This window comes from Bradyrhizobium sp., from assembly GCF_004799445.1.
Lineage (GTDB): Bacteria > Pseudomonadota > Alphaproteobacteria > Rhizobiales > Xanthobacteraceae > Bradyrhizobium.
Map to the genome: position 1 here is coordinate 145,171 of NZ_SSNA01000055.1, position 20,166 is coordinate 165,336.

The 20,166-nt window shown below is 62.4% G+C and carries 22 protein-coding genes; 11 read left to right on the plus strand and 11 right to left on the minus strand.

The features are described 5' to 3' along the window. Positions 1-85: 85 nt before the first annotated feature. From E8A46_RS06380 to E8A46_RS06390, 3 genes are all read right to left on the minus strand, one after another. Positions 86-313: a hypothetical protein gene (locus tag E8A46_RS06380; protein ID WP_291558805.1), complete on the minus strand. Its 228-nt coding sequence runs from the start codon at positions 311-313 to the stop codon at positions 86-88. Between the two features lie 163 nt (positions 314-476). Continuing rightward, positions 477-1,580 carry a DUF2336 domain-containing protein gene (locus E8A46_RS06385; RefSeq protein WP_291558806.1) on the minus strand — a complete coding sequence of 368 codons (1,104 nt, stop codon included), beginning with the start codon at positions 1,578-1,580 and terminating at the stop codon, positions 477-479. A gap of 71 nt (positions 1,581-1,651) precedes the next feature. Next, entirely contained in the window at positions 1,652-2,779 is a 1,128-nt protein-coding gene (locus tag E8A46_RS06390; RefSeq protein WP_291558808.1) for an HD domain-containing phosphohydrolase, read from the minus strand. A 441-nt stretch (positions 2,780-3,220) separates the two neighbouring features. Between E8A46_RS06390 and E8A46_RS06395 the strand changes: the two genes are divergently transcribed. Next, on the plus strand, positions 3,221-3,493 hold the full coding sequence (locus E8A46_RS06395) for a hypothetical protein (RefSeq protein WP_291558810.1): 273 nt from the start codon (positions 3,221-3,223) through the stop codon (positions 3,491-3,493). Here E8A46_RS06395 and E8A46_RS06400 read toward each other — a convergent pair. Beyond that, complete coding sequence (locus tag E8A46_RS06400) at positions 3,486-4,256, minus strand: exodeoxyribonuclease III (protein WP_291558812.1); 771 nt, start codon at positions 4,254-4,256, stop codon at positions 3,486-3,488. The two genes, E8A46_RS06395 and E8A46_RS06400, sit on opposite strands and share 8 nt — an antisense overlap. A 42-nt stretch (positions 4,257-4,298) precedes the next feature. Here E8A46_RS06400 and E8A46_RS06405 point away from each other — a divergent pair, with 42 nt between their 5' ends. After that, positions 4,299-4,523, plus strand: a complete 225-nt coding sequence (locus E8A46_RS06405) for a cysteine rich repeat-containing protein (protein WP_291558814.1) — start codon at positions 4,299-4,301, stop codon at positions 4,521-4,523. Positions 4,524-4,530: 7 nt separating this feature from the next. Here E8A46_RS06405 and alr read toward each other — a convergent pair whose 3' ends face one another. Together alr and E8A46_RS06415 are read right to left on the minus strand one after the other, a co-directional pair. Next, positions 4,531-5,730 carry an alanine racemase gene (gene alr / locus E8A46_RS06410; protein WP_291558816.1) on the minus strand — a complete coding sequence of 400 codons (1,200 nt, stop codon included), beginning with the start codon at positions 5,728-5,730 and terminating at the stop codon, positions 4,531-4,533. 52 nt (positions 5,731-5,782) lie between these two features. After that, positions 5,783-7,282 (minus strand): replicative DNA helicase, encoded by a 1,500-nt coding sequence (locus E8A46_RS06415; protein WP_291558818.1) that lies wholly within the window; start codon positions 7,280-7,282, stop codon positions 5,783-5,785. Positions 7,283-7,611: 329 nt separating this feature from the next. On the opposite strand from E8A46_RS06415, the gene E8A46_RS06420 reads away from it, so the two are divergent. Further along, positions 7,612-7,818, plus strand: a complete 207-nt coding sequence (locus tag E8A46_RS06420) for a transcriptional regulator (protein ID WP_291558819.1) — start codon at positions 7,612-7,614, stop codon at positions 7,816-7,818. A gap of 22 nt (positions 7,819-7,840) precedes the next feature. Here the strand turns inward: E8A46_RS06420 and E8A46_RS06425 are convergent, their stop codons facing one another. After that, positions 7,841-9,091, minus strand: coding sequence for a cyclopropane-fatty-acyl-phospholipid synthase family protein (locus E8A46_RS06425; protein ID WP_291558821.1), 1,251 nt, complete (start codon positions 9,089-9,091; stop codon positions 7,841-7,843). A 277-nt stretch (positions 9,092-9,368) separates the two neighbouring features. Between E8A46_RS06425 and E8A46_RS06430 the strand changes: the two genes are divergently transcribed. Then, positions 9,369-10,379, plus strand: coding sequence for a hypothetical protein (locus E8A46_RS06430; protein WP_291558823.1), 1,011 nt, complete (start codon positions 9,369-9,371; stop codon positions 10,377-10,379). Positions 10,380-10,507: 128 nt separating this feature from the next. On the opposite strand, the gene rplI is transcribed toward E8A46_RS06430, so the two are convergent. The 4 genes from rplI to rpsF form a co-directional block, all read right to left on the minus strand. Continuing rightward, positions 10,508-11,110 (minus strand): 50S ribosomal protein L9, encoded by a 603-nt coding sequence (gene rplI, locus E8A46_RS06435; RefSeq protein ID WP_291558825.1) that lies wholly within the window; start codon positions 11,108-11,110, stop codon positions 10,508-10,510. Positions 11,111-11,166: 56 nt separating this feature from the next. Continuing rightward, the gene (locus tag E8A46_RS06440) at positions 11,167-12,120 is read right to left on the minus strand and encodes a DUF2232 domain-containing protein (RefSeq protein ID WP_291558826.1); all 954 of its coding nucleotides are present in this window, start codon (positions 12,118-12,120) and stop codon (positions 11,167-11,169) included. A gap of 126 nt (positions 12,121-12,246) precedes the next feature. Further along, positions 12,247-12,486 carry a 30S ribosomal protein S18 gene (gene rpsR / locus E8A46_RS06445; protein ID WP_002711478.1) on the minus strand — a complete coding sequence of 80 codons (240 nt, stop codon included), beginning with the start codon at positions 12,484-12,486 and terminating at the stop codon, positions 12,247-12,249. A gap of 5 nt (positions 12,487-12,491) precedes the next feature. Continuing rightward, positions 12,492-12,959 (minus strand): 30S ribosomal protein S6, encoded by a 468-nt coding sequence (gene rpsF / locus E8A46_RS06450; protein ID WP_291558859.1) that lies wholly within the window; start codon positions 12,957-12,959, stop codon positions 12,492-12,494. Positions 12,960-13,409: 450 nt separating this feature from the next. Here rpsF and fabD point away from each other — a divergent pair, with 450 nt between their 5' ends. From fabD to gmk, 7 genes are all read left to right on the plus strand, one after another. Continuing rightward, a complete protein-coding gene (gene fabD, locus E8A46_RS06455; RefSeq protein ID WP_291558862.1) occupies positions 13,410-14,369 on the plus strand; it encodes an ACP S-malonyltransferase in 960 nt (319 codons plus the stop codon). An 18-nt stretch (positions 14,370-14,387) separates the two neighbouring features. Continuing rightward, on the plus strand, positions 14,388-15,125 hold the full coding sequence (gene fabG / locus E8A46_RS06460) for a 3-oxoacyl-[acyl-carrier-protein] reductase (RefSeq protein WP_291559007.1): 738 nt from the start codon (positions 14,388-14,390) through the stop codon (positions 15,123-15,125). Between the two features lie 296 nt (positions 15,126-15,421). Beyond that, positions 15,422-15,661, plus strand: a complete 240-nt coding sequence (locus tag E8A46_RS06465; protein ID WP_006610957.1) for an acyl carrier protein — start codon at positions 15,422-15,424, stop codon at positions 15,659-15,661. 97 nt (positions 15,662-15,758) lie between these two features. Then, on the plus strand, positions 15,759-17,024 hold the full coding sequence (gene fabF / locus E8A46_RS06470) for a beta-ketoacyl-ACP synthase II (protein WP_291558887.1): 1,266 nt from the start codon (positions 15,759-15,761) through the stop codon (positions 17,022-17,024). A gap of 132 nt (positions 17,025-17,156) precedes the next feature. After that, positions 17,157-18,434, plus strand: a complete 1,278-nt coding sequence (gene mltG / locus E8A46_RS06475) for an endolytic transglycosylase MltG (RefSeq protein WP_291558889.1) — start codon at positions 17,157-17,159, stop codon at positions 18,432-18,434. 176 nt (positions 18,435-18,610) lie between these two features. Further along, complete coding sequence (locus E8A46_RS06480) at positions 18,611-19,498, plus strand: YicC/YloC family endoribonuclease (protein WP_291558891.1); 888 nt, start codon at positions 18,611-18,613, stop codon at positions 19,496-19,498. Between the two features lie 3 nt (positions 19,499-19,501). Next, a complete protein-coding gene (gene gmk, locus E8A46_RS06485; protein ID WP_291558892.1) occupies positions 19,502-20,161 on the plus strand; it encodes a guanylate kinase in 660 nt (219 codons plus the stop codon). The last annotated feature ends 5 nt before the right edge of the window (positions 20,162-20,166 follow it).

Below are 20,166 nucleotides of genomic sequence, written 5' to 3' on the forward strand. Positions count from 1 at the left end.
CTTTCGCGCTAATCGCGAATGAAATCGGTCGCATCCCGGCTGGAATTGGCAGCGATGGGGGGTGGTGACTGGGGGCCCGGCAGGTTTAATCGGCGCTGGCCGCGCCCGCCGCGATCGCTTCGGCCTTCGGCTGAGGTGCATGGTCCGCGCCGGACGGGGTGTTGCGGACGGCTTCGGTCAGCATCTGGCGCAGCTCAGCCTTCGTCTTCGCCGGTTCTTTCGTAAAGCTTTTTTGCCAGTTCGCCATAAACCTTATGTGGGGATGGCCGAGGCAGAAGTAAATGGCACCGCTGATGAATAAAGTCAGCGGCATCCGGTCAATGAACCACCTCTTTTGGTCAAATCTGTCGGCGTTTCGTTGACCTCAATGGACGCTCGCACGGGCTGTTTCGATTTGTTGCTTGAGTCCCGCGATGCCGACGCCGCTCGCTATGCCCTGGCGCAACGCGCCGCTCGACGGCGTGGCTTGGGCCAAATCAGGCGACCGCGGTATGGGCGCGATCCTTCTCCGCCGCGATTGCATCCGATCCGAACCGAGTGGTCCATTGCGCCACGGATAGCAGCAGCGCGTCGAAAACCTCCAGACCCTGTTCGAACTCCCGCTCGGTGAGCGGCGGGCATCCTGGCCGGGCGCGGATGATCATGGTCGTGGTTGACCAGCTCAGCCGGGAGGCCTTGCAGGCCACGATCAGGCCATACAGCCGGTCGCTCTTCATCAGAAATTCAACAACTTCGATCTTTACTTCCGCCATGAATGAAAGCGCGGCCACCACATGGGCGTATCTGTCCTTTACCGCGAACCGGTTCACCACCGAGTCGCTCAGCTTGCCGGCGCGATTGAGCGTATTCACCTCGCTGATCGCCTGTGTATAGTCGATCCGCGCCGGCGCAACGACGCTGGCCGCAATCGGTGCCTGGGACTGCTCGTGCGGCACGGGTCGCGTCGCCGTCAGAAATCGCGCCCGCACCGCGTCGCTGGCCATTGCAAGAAGCTCCCGCAAGACCCTCGCTGGAATGTCCCATCGAAGGCCGAGCTTTTCTGTCAGGCTTTCGTCACGTTCTGCCCTTCCGACAAGCGTCGCGTAACCGCATTCGGAGAAACGCGCTCCGCCATTCCGGGCGAGCGCGTTGGTGACGTTGACGTCACCACGTCTTATTAGCGTATCGGTCAGCCTTTCATTGAGAGTCTTTCTCGCCGAAATGGCCAGTAAATGCTGCTGGCTGTGCGTATTGGCGATTTCGACGAGATGTTGTTCGGGCAGACAGTTGGACTTTGCCAGCATCGGCGCGGCGACCGCGGCATCATCATGAAACGCAAGCTGGCGGACCGTCTCGCTCGGGGCGATGTCGAATTCGGAAAGAATGGCGCTGAGCTGGGCTAACGCCGGCATATCGACGCGCTCGATCAGCCGAACGAAAACCTCGTCGAAAACTTTGGTCTGGGTTTCTTCAAGGCGATCGGCATCGGCCCGGAACAGGTCTGTCACCTTTCGCAGAATTTGCACCCGTCGCGCGGGCGTCCCGAGTTCGATGACGTCATCCAGTTCGCCGATCAAACGCGTCGATGCTGCCGTAGCCATGACAATTTTGCCCCAAACGAACGACCGGATTTAAGAAACCGCCGGTCGAAACATCAAAAAAATCACCTGCCTCACGCCACGAGCGCTACCTTCCGGAAGGCCCTGACAAGCGATGCTTCCAGTTTTCCGTCCATCCCGCACAGCATCTCGTAGGCTTTTGCGCGGGGCATTGGCGGCCGGTACGGCCTCTGCTCAATAAGTGCCGCGAAGATGTCGGAGATGGTCAGCAATCGCACCAGATCCGAAATCTTCGGCGCCGTCAGCCCATCGGGATAACCGGAGCCGTCGAGGTATTCGTGGTGGTGCCTCACCCCGTCGAGAACGTCCGGGTGGATGCCCTGGATATCCTTCAGCAAATCATGTCCGATCACCGGGTGGCGTCGCATGATTTCCTCTTCAACCGGGTCGAGGCGCGCCGGCTTGTCAAGTATCGACAGGGGAGTTCTGGCCTTCCCGATATCATGCAGGGTTGCCGCTATTCCGAGCCGCTTCAAGTCCGGATAGGCGAAGCTTAGATCCAGAGCGAAGCCAACCGCCACGCCTGTTACCAGCAGGCAATGCTGGAACGTTCCCTCATGGTATCGGCGAACGTCGTTCAGCCATGCGCCAAGCCCGTTTTTGTCGATGCCATTGATGATTTGGGATGTGGCGGTTTCCGCATCTGAAAGGTTGATGGATTTGCCGTTGCGGATCGCCGCGAACATCGACGCAAAGGCCGCCGCGGCATCTGCGATACCAGGTGAGGCAACGGCAAAATCAGTTTTTACCGCCTTCTCCGCGACTTCGATCTCCGCAAGCTTGAATACCATTTCCCTGGAACTGCGAAGCACCGCGGTCGCCCCAAGTGCGTAGGCCTGCGCGACCATCTGTTGAAGGTGGCTCTGGACGATAAACAGCTTCTCGGTGACGCAGCTGAGCCCGCGCAAGACAAGCCTGATCTGCTCGACACGAGCCGCTTTGCGCAGGTCGGCGTCAACCATCAGCACGGCGTTTGAGATGACTTGCATTTCATCACGTCCCAGGAGCTGGGGCGCCACGTCATAGCGTGGCTCCAGCATCGCGCGGATGGCCGGAATCTTCCCAGGTTCGTCGGTAACGAAATGAACGAGCATTTCAGGGCCATTGGAAAAGTTGTGGCCGCCTAATTTCAAATCAAGACCAGTAATAATCGGCCATGGTACGGCAACTTCCCTAACCATTGACTAAGCGGGCGGTGCTCGATCCAAACGTGAACCCAATAGCGGTAGTCGCCGGTTACCGGCGATAGCGCACCGCAACATTGCGGGCGTGGCAGCGGGCGACGCCGGAGAACTCCATCCTGACGTCGTTGCGCGGAGCCCGCAACGAAGCAAACGACTTTTTCTTGTTGCCCAATGGATTGTTAACGCTCGCAATGACGGTCGGACTGGCGGTTTGAAATTTGAAACCGCGTCATTCGTCCCGTGCCAGCGCACCGTCGCCTTTCCTGCGAACGCTGGACCAGTTCGCGTCGGGCCTCCTGCACCGACGGCAGCTCCCATCGGCCACTTGGTTAATCAGCCGTCACCGCAAAGTCCAAAATGTCGTAGGTCTCGCGCCCGGGTCCTTAAAATTTGACGCGTATTGAAGTCATTACGAGTTTCAGAAAGTTGGGTATCGCGATGAATTTCTCTGCACGCTCCGTCGACGGCTTCCCGTGGCTTGCCGGTGCCATGCTGGCCTTCGAAGCCTGTGAGGTCATCTCTCTTCGATTGGCAAAACTCGCCGTCACCGGCGAGGATTCCGATCGCGAGGCGCAGCTGATGGTCAGCGAAAAGGTCGATGCGATGTTTGAGGCCACCGCCAGCCTGATGGCGGGCGCGTCGACCGCCGATATCATCGACCGCTACCGCGAGCATGTCGCGGCGAACGCCAGGCGTCTGTTGGCTATTTGATGACGATCCAGGCCGGCGCGTGGTCGCTGGCGCCTTCCTCGCCGCGCACCGTGCGGTCGACGCCGGCCTTCTTCAGCCGAGGTGCGAGCGCCGGGCTCACGAGCAGATGATCGAGCCGCAGGCCGGCGTCGCGCGGCCAGCGGTTGCGCTTGTAATCCCAGAACGTGAACATCGGCCTGGTCGGATGAAGGTGGCGGATCGCATCCGTCCAGCCCTGCGCCACCAGCGACTTGAACGCGGCGCGGCTTTTCGGCTGGATCAGCGCGTCCTTGTCCCATGATTTGGTTGGATAGATATCGAGCTCCGTCGGCGCGACGTTGTAGTCGCCCGCCAGCACCGCGGGGATTTCCTGCTTGACGAATTTCGCGGCGTGCGATCTGAGCCGCCTGAACCATTCGAGCTTGTAGTCGAATTTCGGTCCGGGCTGCGGATTGCCGTTCGGCAAGTAGATACTGGTGACGATGATGCCCTTGACGGCGGCCTCGATGTAGCGCGCCTCGCTGTCACCGGGATCGCCCGGCAGTTCGGTCCTGATCAGCACCGGATCGGCGTTCCGCGCCAGGATCGCAACGCCGTTCCAGGTCTTTTGTCCGCGCCATACCGCGCCATAGCCGGCCTTTTCGATCGCGGAAAGCGGAAAGTCACGGTCGGTCGATTTGAGCTCCTGCAGGGCGACGATGTCGGGTTTGGCCTGATGCAGCCACAGCAAGAGGTTCGGCAGGCGCCGGTTGATATTGTTGATGTTGAAGGTTGCGATTTTCATCGGTAGATCGGCTATGGTCGAACAAACAAGACAGGAGATTTCATGAAGAGGCTAGCGATCGCCGTTGCCGTATTGGCCACTGGGTTTTCCGCCACGGCCTTTGCGCAGAGCCTGACCGCCGAACAGCGTGCGGCCTGCAAGCCGGATTTTGACAAGTACTGCACAGGCACCATTCCTGGCGGTGGCCGGATCGTTGCGTGTCTCAATAAGCAACACGACGCGCTCAGCGATGCCTGCAAGAAGGTCCTCGACGCACAGAAGAAGTAGGGGGAAGCTAGCCGACGGCGCCGTCGGCCGTGCCGCCCTTATAGACCCGCGCGTAGCGTGAACCGAGACTTGTCAGCACCTCATAACCAATGGTGCCGAAATGATGTGCGAGTTCGTCGACGGTGATACCGTCGCCGATCAGCGTCACCAGATGGCCGCGGCGCACCGCGTTCTTCTCGAGATCGGTGATGTCGATCGCCATCAGGTCCATCGAGATGCGGCCGGCGATCGGGCACCGTTTGCCGGCGGCCATCACCTCGGCGCCGCGCGTGCCGTCGTTGCTGCCGCCGGCGCGGAAATAACCGTCGCCATAGCCGGCCGAGACGATCGCCAGCCTGGTCGGCCGTCGCGTTGTCCAGGTCGCGCCATATCCAACGCTTTCGCCGCGCTCGACGTCGCGGATCTGCACCACCCGCGCTTTCAGTTCGACGACCGGCTGCATCGGATTGTCGGACTCCGGCGTCGGATTGACGCCGTAAAGCGCAGCCCCCGGCCGCACCAGGTCGAACTGGAAGGGGGCGCCCAGGAAAATGCCCGAGGAATTGGCCAGCGACGCCGGGACGCCGGAAAACACGCTGGCGATCTGGCGGAAGCTTGCAAGCTGCCTGGCGTTGAGCGGATGGTTGAGGCTTTCGGCGCAGGCGAGGTGGCTCATGACCAGCGTAATGCCGTGATCGCCGGCGTTGATCCTGGGAATGATACCCTGCGCCTCCGCCAGCGTAAGGCCGAGCCGGTTCATGCCGGTGTCGATATGAATGGCAGCACCTCCGGCCCAGCCGGTGCGGCGGCAAAACACGTCCCATTCGGCAAGCTCGTTGAGATCGCCGATCACGGGTCTGGCGTCGATCTTGGCGTAGGCCTCGCCGCTGTTCTGGATGAAGCCATCGAGCACATAAAGCGCGGCCGAGGGTATGGCGGCGCGCGCGGCGCGCGCTTCATCGAGTGTCGCGACGAAGAATGTCTTGCATCCGGCGTTGGCCAGCGCGCGCGCGACCGGCTCGAGACCGCAGCCATAGGCGTCGGCCTTGATGACGCCGGCGCATTCGGCCGGCACCGCGGTCTTTTCAAGCTTGCGCCAGTTGGCGACGACGGCATCGAGATCGACTGACAGCACGCCGGTGGCGGTGGCGAGCGCAGCCGCCTGATTGGCTTCCGGCGAGAGCACGGAGCCGGCCGGGATCGAGTTCGGTTCGGAGACGATGTTCATGGCGCCGTTTTACGCGTGAGGCCTCGCCGGTTCAACCGGGCGACGCCTCCGCTCAGGACCGATCGGGCAGGTGGCCGTCGTGCGCCAGGTCGCTGAACCGGGTAAATTGACCCTCGAACTGCAGTTCGACCGTGCCGGTGGGGCCGTGGCGCTGCTTGCCGATGATCACTTCGGCCTTGCCGTGCACCAGCGACATGTCGAGTTGCCACTTTTCGTATTCCGGCGTGCCGACCCGCGGTTCCTTGTTGGCAAGATAATATTCCTCGCGGAACACGAACATCACCACGTCGGCGTCCTGCTCGATCGAGCCGGATTCACGCAAGTCGGACAGTTGCGGGCGCTTGTCGTCGCGGCTCTCGACCTGACGCGATAGCTGCGACAGCGCGATGATGGGCACGTTGAGTTCCTTGGCGAGCGCCTTCAGGCTGGTGGTGATCTCGGTGACCTCCTGCACGCGGTTGTCGTTGCCGCGCTTGCCGGACCCCTGCAACAACTGAATATAGTCGACCACGATCAGATCGAGGCCTTTCTGCCGCTTCAGCCGGCGCGCGCGCGCGGTCAATTGGGAAATCGAAAGGCCGCCGGTTTCGTCGACGTAGAGCGGCAGCGACTGCAATTCGATCGAGTAGTCGCGGATTTTCTCGAAATCGGTCTCGCTGATGCCGCCGCGGCGGATGGTGCTTGAGGCAATGCTGGTCTGTTCGGCCAGAATACGCGTGGCGAGCTGTTCGGCTGACATTTCGCAGGAGAAGAAACCGACGATGCCGCCATTGACCGACTTCATGGTGCCGTCGGCCTGAACTTCCGCGCGATGCGCCTTTGCTACATTATAGGCGATGTTGGTGGCGAGCGCGGTCTTGCCCATGCCGGGACGTCCCGCCACGATGATCAGGTCGGATGGCTGCAAGCCGCCCATCTTGATGTCGAGATCGCGCAGCCCGGTTGCGATACCCGACAATTTGCCGTCGCGTTGGAAGGCCTTGGCCGCCATGTCGACGGCGATGGTGAGGGCCTGGGCAAAACGCTGGAAGCCGCCGTCGTAGCGGCCGGATTCCGCCAGTTCGTACAACCTTCGCTCGGCATCCTCGATCTGCGCGCGCGGGGCAAAATCGACCGGCGCGTCAAAGGCGACATTGACCATGTCCTCGCCGATCCGGATCAGATCGCGGCGCAGCGCCAGTTCGTAGATCGTGCGGCCATAGTCGTGGGCGTTGATGATGGTGGTCGCTTCGGCGGCGAGGCGGGCGAGGTATTGGCCGACCGTCATGCCGCCGATGTCGGTTTCGGCCGGAACAAAGGTTTTCAGCGTGACCGGGGTTGCGACCTTGCCCATCCGGATCAGGCTGCCCGACGTCTCGTAGATGGTCTGATGGATCGGTTCGAAGAAATGCCTGGGCTCGAGGAAATCCGACACCCGGTAGAACGCGTCGTTGTTGACCAGGATCGCACCCAGCAGACTCTGTTCCGCCTCGATATTGTGCGGTGCGCTCCGATAGGCCGGAGTTCCCGCGTCGGGGGCGAGCTTGAGGACGTTCGAATCAAATGCGGCCATGAGGGTTGAGTGTTCTTGGAACTTTGTCGGATGAGGGGCAGGGATAAAGCGCCTGTCCCGCGGAAAGCGGAAGCGACAGCCCGCAGCTTATGCACCGTTCATTAAAACAAGTGGATGATTCCCGGCCACAGGACGTGGGGCGCTTGACGGGTTTTGCCGGAGCTTGGGCTGTTCGGACGCGTCCTCGATGGAAAAATCGGGAAATTCAGGTCCTGGGGTGAACCTAATCCCGCATGGGGCTTACTCATTCGAGTGAGGCGGGAACCCGTTGGTGGCGCTGGAATTGATAAGAGTCGGTTGGCGGATGCCGGTTTAGGCAAGGACAGGCGATGGGCCAGCAACTTCAGTCATGGCGATCGGGAAGGGGCCAGAATCTGTGGCTGTCGACGCTGGTCGACACCATGGAGAAGGTTTCCCGTCCGGAATTGCGCGCGATTCCCTGTGATCGGCTGGAATTGGCTGCGGTGCGCGCTCAGCTTGCCCGACCCGCTGCGGCTTACCCGGCATACGGCTCTCATTTCAGCCTGCGAAACTAGCACTCAGGCCGCCTTCGCTGGGCTACTCGCCCGCAATCTGCAGCCGCGGCCGCTTGCCGCGCTCGGCCCCGCGCAGATTTGCTTCTTCGCGCACGAGGTAGTCGCGTGTCATCGGCACCACGCCCTGGCGTTTGGTGAGCTGGATCTGGAAATTCATCAGGTTCTGCTTGCGGAACGACATCTCGGAGCAGGCGAGATAGAATTCCCACATCAGTGCAAAGCGCTCGTCATAGAGCCGCACCGCCTCCTCGCGCCGCGCCATGAAGCGCTCGCGCCACGCCTTCAGCGTCTCCGCATAATGCAGCCGCAGTATTTCGATATCGCACACCAGCAGTCCGGCGCGTTCGATCGCGGGCATCACTTCGGAAAGCGCGGGAATGTAGCCGCCGGGGAAAATGTATTTCGCGATCCATGGATTGGTGACGTCGGGGCCGTCCGAGCGGCCGATCGAATGCAACAGCATGACACCGTCATCGGTGAGAAGTTCGGCGCATCGCTTGAAGTAGGTGTCGTAGAAATCGACGCCGACATGCTCGAACATGCCCACCGATGCGATACGGTCGTACGGGCCCGGGATGTCGCGATAGTCTTCGAGGAAAAACTTCGCCGATTGCGTCAGATCCTTTTCGGCGGCCCGGGCGTTCGAGGCCTGCAGCTGCTCGGTCGACAGGGTGACGCCGGTCACGTTGGCGCCGGTCATTTCGGCCAGATACAGACCAAGGCCGCCCCACCCCGAGCCGATGTCGAGCACCTTGTCGCCGCGCCGGATCAGGAGCTTGGCGGCGATGTGTCGCTTCTTGGCGAGCTGAGCATCGTCCAGCGTCGCCTCCGGCTTCTCAAAATAGCCGCAGCTGTACTGCTTGTCGGAATCCAGGAAAAGCGAATAGAGCCGCCCGTCGAGGTCGTAATGGTGGGCGACATTGTCTTTCGAGCGACGGCGCGGATTGAACTGCCTGATATGCCTGACCAGATATCGCAGCCACCATTGCAGCTTGGCAAAGCGCGGCAATATTTCCGGCTGGTCCATCAGGATCGCCAGCGCGTCCGCGATCGAGCCATGCTCGACGACGAAGGTGCCTTCCATGTAAACTTCGCCGAGCGCCAGTTCGGGGTTGAGCAGAACCCGGCGTTCGGCATCGGTGGTCAGGAATCGTACGGAAACCGGCTCGCCGGTCCCATCGCCGCAGCTAAATTTCGCCCCGCGCGCGGTGGTAAATGTCATCGCGCCGCGGCGAATGAACTGCTGCAGGAAATAACGCAACAATCGGTCCATCGAAACCACCGAATAAGCGATCCCGTAGAAGCTAACGTCCCGGCCGTCACACCCGACGCACGGGGAACAGAATTGTTCCGCGTGTTTGGGGATCATAGGGGTGATGGAACCTGCGCGCTAGTGCATTGTACACAAAGCGGATATTCCGGAACGCCGCGTTCACGCAGTTGCGTCACAAGCGCGCTTCCATTCGCGCGATAATCGGCTAAAAGGTTGACCGCCGCCGGTGCCCGATTTTGGGGCGCTGGGAGCGAATTCCGCATCTGGAGAATAGGGAATGTTGAGCCGAGCGCTCAGTTTAGCGGCGGTGACGCTTCTGATCAATTGTTGGGCGGTGTTCCCGGCGTGGGCGCAGGCGCAAAATCTTGAGGCCGGCAAGAGTCCTTCGCAGATTTTTGCCGGCACCTGCAACGCTTGTCACAAGAGTCCTCGGGGCCTGCTGAAGACGGTGTCGGCCGGATCGCTGCCGGGTTTCCTGCGGCAACATTACACGACCAGCGGCGATATGGCCTCGCTGCTCAGCAGCTTCCTGATCTCCAACGGCGCGAGCGATACCCGATATCAGGCAAAGCAGGGGGGCGATGCGAAACCCGCTGGTGCAACCGAACAGCTCGACCGGCAGGGCCGCAGATTGCGGCCGGCGCCCTCGCAGGAGGCCGTCAGGCCCGATTCCGCGGAACCTCCGGCGCAGGGCGAGGCCGGGCGCCAGGGCCGCAATGGCAAGCGCCTGGCCCGGCCGGGGGAGGCGCCCGACGCGGCGAGACCCGCTGTGGATGGACAAGCACCGGCCCAGGCGGCGATCGAGCGCGGCCCCGACGGCCGCAAGTTGACCGCCAAGCAGAGGCTGAGCAAGCCCGCCAGGCCGGGCGGTGAAGAATCGCCCAAGACCGACGCCGCCAAGGATGAGCCGCCAAAGGCCGAACCGTCGGCAGACGACAAGGCCAAGGCCGAAACCGCCAAGGAAGACAACGGCAAACCCGAGGGAACCAAACCCGAAGGAACCAAACCGGCGGGCGAAGCCAAGCCTGAGGCCGCCAGGATCGAGGCGCCGAAGGAGAGCGGCGGCGAGACCCCCGTGCTGCGGGCCGATCCCGTGCCCCCCGTCACCCCGGCGCCGCCGACGGCCTCAGCTGCGGTGTCCGCAGCTGCGCCCATCGCAGCGCCTCAGCCGGCTGCCGTACGGCCGTCGGCGCCGTCTGACACGCCAACCGCGGTGACGACTTCGGCACCGCCGCCGGCACCGCCCGTTGCCGCCGCGGGTCCGCCCGTACCGCCCATCTCGCAATAGCGCCCATTTGAGGCCCGGTCGGCTAAACGGCGCGGCGGGATCGAATAGCAGCCGCCGATCGTCGGGCAATGCAAAGCCCGGCCTGACCGGGCCGGGCTTTGGCGCAGACAACCTGACTTAGGGCCGCGTCACTTGTCGGAAGCGGCGGTTTCCTGCGGCTCGACGTCGTCGCGCCGGGCCTCGGGATCGAAGAATTCTCCGGCGGCAGCGATGGCCTCGGCGGCCGCATCCTGATCTTCCTGACGCGTGGAGATGTCCTCGCCGCGGTTGATGCGCTCGGCCTCATCCGCACTTCGCGCGACGGTGACGGTTACGCCGACTTCGACTTCCGGATGCACGGCGATGGCGATCGTGTGCTTGCCGATGGTCTTGATCGGCGCGTCCAGCATGATCTGGCTGCGGCTGATGGTGACGCCATCGCTCTGGAACGACGCGATGATGTCGCGAACGCTCACCGAACCGAACAGCTGGCCGGTTTCGGATGCCTGACGCAATACGACGACGTTGCGGCCGTCAATCTTCTCCGCGACCTTGGTTGCCTCGCCTTTGGCCTGCAGGTTGCGGGCTTCGAGTTCGACCTTCATGCCATCGAACTTGGCGCGGTTGTCCGCGGTGGCGCGCAACGCCTTGCCGCGCTTCAGCAGAAAATTGCGGGCAAACCCGTCCCTGACGCGGACGACTTCGCCCATATGGCCGAGCTTGGCGACGCGTTCCAGCAAGATGACTTCCATGTTCGTTCTCCTTTTGATGTAATCGGGAATTAAGTGGTTGGGTTGAAGGGCAGGGTTCAGGACGCGGGGAGCGGCGGCGGTCTCCCCTGCAGATAGCGCTGACGGATTCCCAACAGGGCGTCGGCAACCCCGAGAATCACCATGGCGAGAACCGGCCAGCTGAATATCACCACGATGGCGTAGGTGCAGATAAGCCAGAGGGCGCGATTTTTCAGCGCGAGCGTCAGTGTATGCAGCACCGCGAAACCGGTCAGGGCGAAGGCGATCAGCAAGGCTGCGGTGACGATCTGCGCCAGGATCGCAAGCAGTCCGCCGGAAAAACAAAATGCGATTGCGACACACAGCGCTGCGAGCGTCAACGGGGGCAACGCCGCGCTCCTCAGGTCAGGCCACGGGCGATGCAATCGTCCCGACGTCGCGGTGATTTTTGCGGCGAGCCAGAGGTTGAGCGTCAGCGTCATCGTGACGAAGATCGCCGCTGCCGCCGGCGCGATCGCCACCAGTGCATTGAGCGCGCGATCGGTGGGTGTAACACCCACCGTTTCCAGAAGGTGCGTCCAGGCGGAGCGCATCGTCCCGGTGATGGAGGGTCCGTCGGAGCCCATCGTGAGCAGCGTGGCGGTTATCATTAACGTTGCAAAAATCACGATCCAGAGCAGGATTCGACCGACGGGATACCATTCGAGCGCCGCTGCATCGTTGGCAGTCTGGGTGCCCGTCGCGAGCGGCCGCCCGAGCAGCGCAAGGTAACCGAGCCACCAGGCGGGCAGCGCGGTGGCAACAACGAAGGCGATGCAATAGGGAAGCCCGAAGATCGCGCCGAGAACCGTCGCCGCGGCGATGCCGCCGATGGTGGCGCTGAGCGGACCCCAGCCGAGCGCGGCCACCATGAGCGGCAGCGGCGCCAGATAAAACAGCAGCAATGAAATCAGCGCGCCCGAGACAATCGAGGCGAACATCAGGGCCGACGCGCAGCCGGCGGCTATGGCAATGAGAACGATCGCGATCATCAGCTGTCCCGCTCCTTCCGAGCGGTTAGAGGTTTTTGAGAACCCCAACCATCGGCAACCGGACGACCCGGAGCCTTATGAAGATTTTCGATCCGCGGCGCCGGGGCCGCGGATCGTGGATTGGTCTTAGCGAATGACGTAAGGCAGCAGACCGAGAAAACGCGAACGCTTGATGGCGCGCGCGAGCTCACGCTGCTTCTTGGCAGACACGGCGGTGATACGGCTCGGCACGATCTTGCCGCGCTCGGACACGTAACGCATCAACAGCTTGGAATCCTTGTAATCGATTTTCGGCGCGTTCGGACCCGTGAACGGGCAGGTCTTGCGACGGCGGAAAAACGGACGGCGTGCACCAGCTTCGGCCATGATTATTACTCCTCGATCACTGCGTCGGCATCGTCACGCGGCCGGCGTGGACGGTCACCGCGATAGCCGCCACCGTCGCGGTCGCCACGGAATCCACCATCACGATCGCCGCGGAAACCACCGCCGCGATCGTCCCGGTCGCGGTCGCGGTCGGCCTTGCGCATCATCGCCGAGGGACCTTCCTCGTGCTCTTCGACGCGAACGGTGAGATAGCGGATCACGTCTTCGCTGATTCGCTCCTGCCGCTCGATCTCCGCAACCACGGCCGAAGGGCCGTCGATGTTCAGAAGCACGAAATGCGCCTTGCGATTCTTGTTCATCCGATAGGTGAGGGAGCGTACGCCCCAGTTTTCCATCTTCACGACCTTGCCGCCGAGCTGCTCGACGATGCCGGTCATCTGGGTGGTCAGTTCTTCGACCTGCTGGGTACTCGCATCCTGACGCGCGAGAAAAACATGCTCATAAAGAGGCATGGGTGTCCTTTCCTAGTGTTGGCGCAGTCCCCGGCGGCAAGCCCTTCGAACCCTTCGGAAAGGACTCGATATGCTCAGAAGGCGGAAGCACGGGACGACGGGCCAACTGGCCCTGCCACATCAACGTCGCCGATAAGGTGAAATTGGTGAGACCGTCCGTTCAGCTCCCGGCCGGGATCTGCGGATAGCGCGGTTTATACGGATTTTGAGCGTGGTGGCAAGGGAAAGGCACGGGATCAGTCGACGGTGGGTCGAAGCCGGGAACCGGCAGTGGCTTGACACAAGCGGCTCCAGCGGTGTCTTTCGGCGCAACTCTGGAGCGTGATCGGCGAGGGGAAGTTCGGCTTTGCGCCCGATTGCGCTCTAAACTATTGAAACAGCACATGATCTTCTTACCTATCTGCGAACGCCCGCGGATCAAGGCGGGGATTGAGGTGCCCAGGGGCATTGATGACGGCAGCATTCACATTTCCAGGGCAGGGCTCCCAGGCAATCGGCATGGGCAAGGCGCTGGCGGAGGCCTTTCCGACCGCCCGCGCGGTGTTCGACGAGGTCGATGCGGCGCTCCGCGAAAAGCTGACAGCCATCATTTGGGACGGCCCGGCCGAGACCTTGCAACTCACTGAAAATGCCCAGCCGGCATTGATGGCGGTCTCGCTCGCCGCCCTTCGCGTGCTGGAGAGCGAAGCCGGCTTTTCGGTTGCGGCGGACGCAGCCTTCGTTGCCGGACATTCGCTGGGCGAATATTCCGCCCTCGCTGCGGCAGGTAGCCTTAGCATCACCGACACTGCGCGGCTGTTGCGCACCCGCGGCCTTGCCATGCAGAAAGCGGTGCCGGTCGGCGTCGGCGCAATGGCCGCGTTGCTCGGCCTAGATTACGAAGCCGCGGTCGCGGTGGCGAACGAGGCCGCGCAAGGCCAGGTCTGCCAGGCCGCCAACGACAATGGCGGCGGACAGGTCGTGGTCTCCGGCGACAGAGCGGCTGTCGAGCGCGCGCTCGAGATCGCCAGGACCAGAGGCGCCAAGCGCGCCATGCTGCTGCCGGTGTCAGCGCCGTTTCATTGTCGGCTGATGCAGCCCGCCGCCGACGCGATGGCGGAAGCGCTTGCCGGCGTCACCATCAGGCGACCGGCGTCGCCGCTGGTGTCGAATGTCTTGGCCGCGCCGATCACGGAGCCGGAAGAGATCCGCCGCCGGCTGATCGAGCAGGTCACCGGAACGGTGCGCTGGCGCGAGTCGGTGGCTTACATGGCGAGCCACGGGGTCACCCGATTTTTCGAAATCGGCGCGGGCAAGGTGCTCAGCGGGCTGGTCAAACGCATCGCGGACGGCGCGGTCGGCATTTCGGTCGGCGGGCCTAACGATATTGCGTCGGCGAAAGACGCGCTCGTTGCCGCGCAGACGGCCTGAGCGGGGGGCGGAGACATGATGTTCGATCTCACTGGCAGGACGGCGCTCGTCACGGGTGCAACCGGGGGCATCGGTGGCGCGATCGCGCAGGCGCTGCACGCGCAAGGCGCGACGGTGGCCATTTCCGGGACGCGGCGCGAGGCGCTGGACACGCTTGCCGCCAGCCTGGGCGAGCGGGTTCATGTGCTGCCTTGCAATCTCTCCGATGCCGCGGAGGTCGAGGCGCTGGTGCCGTCGGCAGAACAAGCCATGCGCCAGGTCGATATTCTCGTCGCCAATGCCGGTATCACGCGGGACAATCTGTTTGTGCAACTGCGTGACGAAGACTGGGACGAGGTCATCAAGGTGAATCTGACCGCGACCTTCCGCCTGGCCCGCGCCGCGACCAGGCTGATGATGCGCAAGCGTTTCGGACGCATTATCGCGATCACGTCCGTCGTCGGCGTCACCGGCAACCCCGGCCAGGGCAACTACACCGCATCGAAGGCCGGACTGATCGGGATGATCAAGACGCTGGGCGCGGAATATGCCAAGCGCAACGTGACCGCCAACTGCATCGCCCCCGGATTCATCGCGACCCCAATGACGGACGCGCTCAACGAAAAGCAGCGCGAAACGATCCTTTCCAAGGTTCCGGCCGGGCGACTCGGGACGCCACAGGAAATCGCTGCGGCGGCAGTCTATCTCAGTTCGAACGAAGCGGCGTACGTCACCGGGCAGACCATTCACGTCAACGGCGGAATGGCCATGATCTGAGGCGGTCGCCGGTCCCCTCGGCGAGGCGAAACGCCCCTGGTGGCAGCCGATCCAGGCTTATAGTCAAGGCATGGGAAGTATGATAACCGAACCACCGGCGGATGGGCAAAGAACACCATTGCAGGATATCGAAACCCTGTATATTGGCGGTGCGGAGCCTGCCGTCGTTCGCTGGGTCCGTGTCGGCCATGGCGGGGCCAAATCAAGACTATGCGCGATTGCGAAGGAAATCTAACGACCACGATGGCTCGTACGTCTTGGGGTCGGGTCCAATGGAACAAGCACGAGGTTGAACGATGAGTGAGATTGGCGAGCGGGTTAAGAAGATCGTGGTCGAACACCTTGGTGTTGAACCCGAAAAAGTGGTCGACAACGCGAGCTTCATTGACGACCTCGGCGCCGACAGCCTCGATACCGTCGAGCTTGTGATGGCGTTTGAGGAAGAGTTCGGCTGTGAAATTCCCGACGATGCCGCGGAGACGATCTTGACCGTCGGCGACGCGACAAAATTTCTCGAAAAGAACGCGAAAAGCTGACGCCCCCGCGCGGTGCTGACGAAGCCGGATGGGCCGCAGTTATGCGGTCCATCCGCTTGTCGTCGGGGGCCGCGAATCGTGAGCTGGAGTGGTCGATATGAGGCGGGTTGTCGTCACGGGCCTCGGCATGGTGTCGCCACTTGGCTGCGGCGTCGAGCCGACCTGGAAACGTATCCTGAACAGCGAGAGTGGCGCGAAGAAAATCGACACGTTCGACGTCTCCGATCTGACCAGCCAGATCGCCTGCGTGATTCCGCGTGGCGATGGCACGAACGGCACATTCAACCCCAACCAGTGGATGGAGCCGAAGGATCAGCGCAAGGTCGACGATTTCATCATTTTTGCCATGTGTGCCGCGCGCCAGGCGCTTGATGATGCCAATTGGCATCCGGTCACCGAAGACGATCGCTGCGCCACCGGGACCATGATCGGCTCCGGGATCGGCGGCTTGTCAGGCATCGCCGATACCGCGCTGCTTCTAAAGGAGCGCGGACCGCGCAAGGTATCGCCATTCTTCATTCCCGGGCGCCTGATCAATCTCGCCTCGGGTTATGTGTCGATCGAGCACGGTCTCAAGGGTCCCAACCATGCCGTGGTGACGGCTTGTTCGACCGGAGCGCACGCGATCGGCGATGCAAGCCGGCTGATTGCGCTTGGGGATGCCGAGGTGATGGTGGCCGGCGGAACCGAATCGCCGATTTGCCGGCTGTCGATGGCGGGTTTTTGCGCGTCGCGCGCGTTATCGACCGCGTTCAACGAAACGCCGGAGAAGGCATCGCGCCCCTATGACAGGGACCGCGACGGCTTCGTGATGGGCGAAGGCGCCGGCATCGTGGTGCTTGAAGAATATCAACATGCGAAAAATCGCGGAGCAAAGATCTACGCGGAGGTGATCGGCTACGGACTGTCCGGGGATGCCTATCATATCACCTCGCCGTCGCCGGACGGTGACGGTGCGTTCCGCAGCATGAGCGCCGCCATGAAGCGCGCTGGAATTACTTCTTCCGATATCGATTATATCAACGCGCACGGAACATCGACGCAGGTCGGTGACGAAATCGAACTGGGTGCGGTGGAGCGGCTCCTCGGCAACGCCGCCTCGCGGGTATCGATGTCGTCGACCAAGTCGTCCACGGGACATTTGCTGGGCGCCGCCGGGGCGATCGAAACCATTTTCAGTATCCTGGCGATTCGCGATAATATCGCGCCACCGACGATCAATCTTGAGAATCCGTCGGTACAAACGGCGATCGATCTCGTGCCGCAAACGCCGCGTAAGCGCGAAATCAACGTCGCGCTATCGAATTCATTCGGTTTCGGGGGCACCAACGCGTCCGTGATCGTGCAGCGCGTGGCCAACTGACGCGTTCTATCAAAGTAGAAGTCCACCGTTTCGCCGCATTCGGTGATAATTCCTAGATGCGGGCGTAAACTACCGGCCGATGCAGGAGTTTTGCGAGGCCACGATTGAACCGACAGGATTCAGGTTGCATCGATGAGTGAGAGGCCGCCCATTTCGCCACGGAGTCCGCGCGCCGCGCTGGAGCCAGAGCAGGTTCCACCGCCGCCGAAGCGATCCGAGCGTGCCCGCAATCCATTCGTCGTCGTCGGCAACGCGATTATCACCGTCGTGCTGGTGTTGATGATCGGCGTCGGTGGCACCTACATCTACGGCAAGCAGAAGATCGAGGCTCCCGGCCCCTTGCAAGAGGACAAGGTCGTCAACATTCCGGCGCGGGCGGGAATGACCGACATTGCCGATATTCTGCAGCGTGAAGGCGTGATCGACAACAATCGCTGGGCGTTCATCGGCAGCGTGTTCGCGCTGAAGGCGCGCTCCGAGCTCAAGCCCGGCGAATATTCGTTTCAGAAGAACGCCAGTCTGCGCGATGTCATCGGCACCATGGTGGAAGGCAAGGTGGTTCAGCACGCCGTCACGATTCCCGAGGGCTTGACCTCCGAACAGATCGTGGCCCGGCTCTCCGACAACGATATTTTCTCCGGTTCGGTGCGTGAGGTGCCGCGCGAAGGCACGTTGTTGCCGGAAACCTACAAGTTCCCGCGCGGCACTCCGCGTGATCAGGTGATCGCGCGCATGCAACAGACGCAGAAACGCGTGTTGGCGGAAATCTGGGAGCGCCGCAATCCGGACATCCCGATCAAGACGCCGGAGCAGCTGGTGACGCTGGCCTCGATCGTCGAGAAGGAAACCGGAAAGGCGGACGAGCGCAGCCGGGTTGCCGCGGTCTTCGTCAATCGGTTGCGCCAGAAAATAAAGCTGCAATCGGATCCGACCATCATCTATGGGCTGGTCGGTGGCAAGGGAACGCTGGGTCGTCCGATCAAGCGCAGCGAAATCCAGCAGCCGTCGCCATACAATACCTATGTGGTCGACGGGCTGCCGCCTGGACCGATCGCCAATCCGGGGCGCGCCTCTCTGGAAGCGGCTGCCAATCCGGCGCGAACGCGCGATCTGTTCTTCGTCGCCGATGGTACCGGTGGCCATGCCTTTAGCGACACGTACGATCTGCATCAGAAAAACGTCGCCAAGCTTCGGACGATGGAAAAGCAGATCCAGAACGATACGGTCGAACCGGCCGACGATCCCGCGCCGGCCGCGGCGGGCACACCGGGCGACGCCGCCCCAACGGCAACGACGGCAAAGCCGGTCCCGGCAAAAAAACCGGCGCGTAGTTCTTCGCCGGCCCGGCAGGGCGCGGCCCAATCGACGGTGTTGCCCCCGACGGTGTCGCCCCCGGTGGTTCAGCAATAGTTGTACAGGCCGCACGCCGGTAGCAAAATCCACCTGACCCGAAAACACGCCTGCCGTTTGACTGGCGCTTGTCCCGGTCGCAAAAGCGGTATCCACTTTTGCCGAATACGCGCTAAGCTCGCACAGTTCGCGCTTGCGAATCTCAAGCGCCAAGCCTTATCGGAGAATTTCACGCGATGGCCCTGTCGAGCATGACCGGCTTTGCCCGAAGCCACGGCGCCAGCGGACCGTACGCGTTCGAATGGGAACTAAAGTCGGTTAACGCCAAGGGCTTCGACCTTCGCATGCGGCTGCCGCCCGGATGGGACGACCTCGAGGCATTGGCAAAGAAGCGGGCCGGCGAAGTGCTGTCGCGGGGCACCGTGTACGCCAATTTGAGCGTCAAGCGTGCCAACGCGGCGTCGGGCATTCGAATCAACGAAGAGGTTCTGGCGTCGATCGTGAAGGTTGCAGGGGTGCTCGCCGGCAAGATCGACGCGGTGGCGCCGAGCATCGATGGGCTGCTGGCCATCAAGGGCGTCATCGAAGTCGTCGAGCCGGAAAGCGACGAGGCGGAAGACACGGCGGCGAGGGCTGCCGCGGCGGCGGCGTTCGAGCAGGCGCTCGCCAATCTCGTTGCAATGCGCCAGCGCGAGGGCGTCGCGCTCGGGCAGATCCTGTCGCAGCGCATGGATGAGATCGAGCGGCTGGCGAAGCAGGCCGAGATCGCGCCCGGCCGCAAGCCCGACGCCATCAAGGCGCGGCTAGCCGAGCAGATCGCCGCGTTGCTTGACTCATCCGACCGGTTCGATCCTGATCGGCTCAATCAGGAAGCGCTTCTGATCGCTGCAAAGGCCGACATTCGCGAAGAACTCGATCGCATTGCCTCGCACATCGCGCAGGCCCGCGAGATGATCGGCAAAGGCGGCCCGGTCGGACGACGGCTGGACTTCCTGGCGCAGGAATTCAATCGCGAGGTCAATACCTGCTGCTCCAAGTCCAACGATCTCGAATTGACCAAGACCGGCCTCGAAATGAAGAACGTCGTGGAGCAGTTCCGCGAGCAGGTCCAGAATCTGGAGTGAGGCATGGCGGCGGCTGGTCACGGCTTTGACAGGGTGGAACGGCGCGGATTGATGTTCGTGCTGTCGTCGCCATCGGGCGCGGGAAAGACCACGCTGTCGCGGCTGTTGATCGAGCGAATGCCCGGGCTGAAGATGTCGGTGTCGGCGACGACGCGGCCGATGCGACCCGGTGAGGTCGAGGGCCGCGATTACCGGTTTGTCGACAAATCCAGCTTCGAACAGATGGCAACGCGGGACGAACTGCTTGAATGGGCCACGGTGTTCGACAATCGCTACGGCACCCCGCGAGCGCCCGTCGAAGCAGCCTTGTCGGCCGGACAGGACGTGCTGTTCGACATCGACTGGCAGGGCACCCAGCAGCTGCGCGAAAAGGCCCGGGCGGATGTGGTCAGCGTGTTTATCCTGCCACCGTCGGCGGCCGATCTTGAAAAGCGGCTTCATACCCGCGCCCAGGATAGCGATGCGGTGATACGCGGGCGCATGAGCCGCGCGACGCATGAATTGAGCCATTGGGCGGAGTACGACTATATCGTCATCAATCACGACGTCGACGAAGCGTTCGCCGAGGTGCAGTCGATCCTGAAGGCCGAGCGGCTTAAGCGCGAACGCCGTACCGGTTTGACGACGTTCGTGCGGGAGCTGCAGCGGCAGCTGGAGAAATAGCTCGG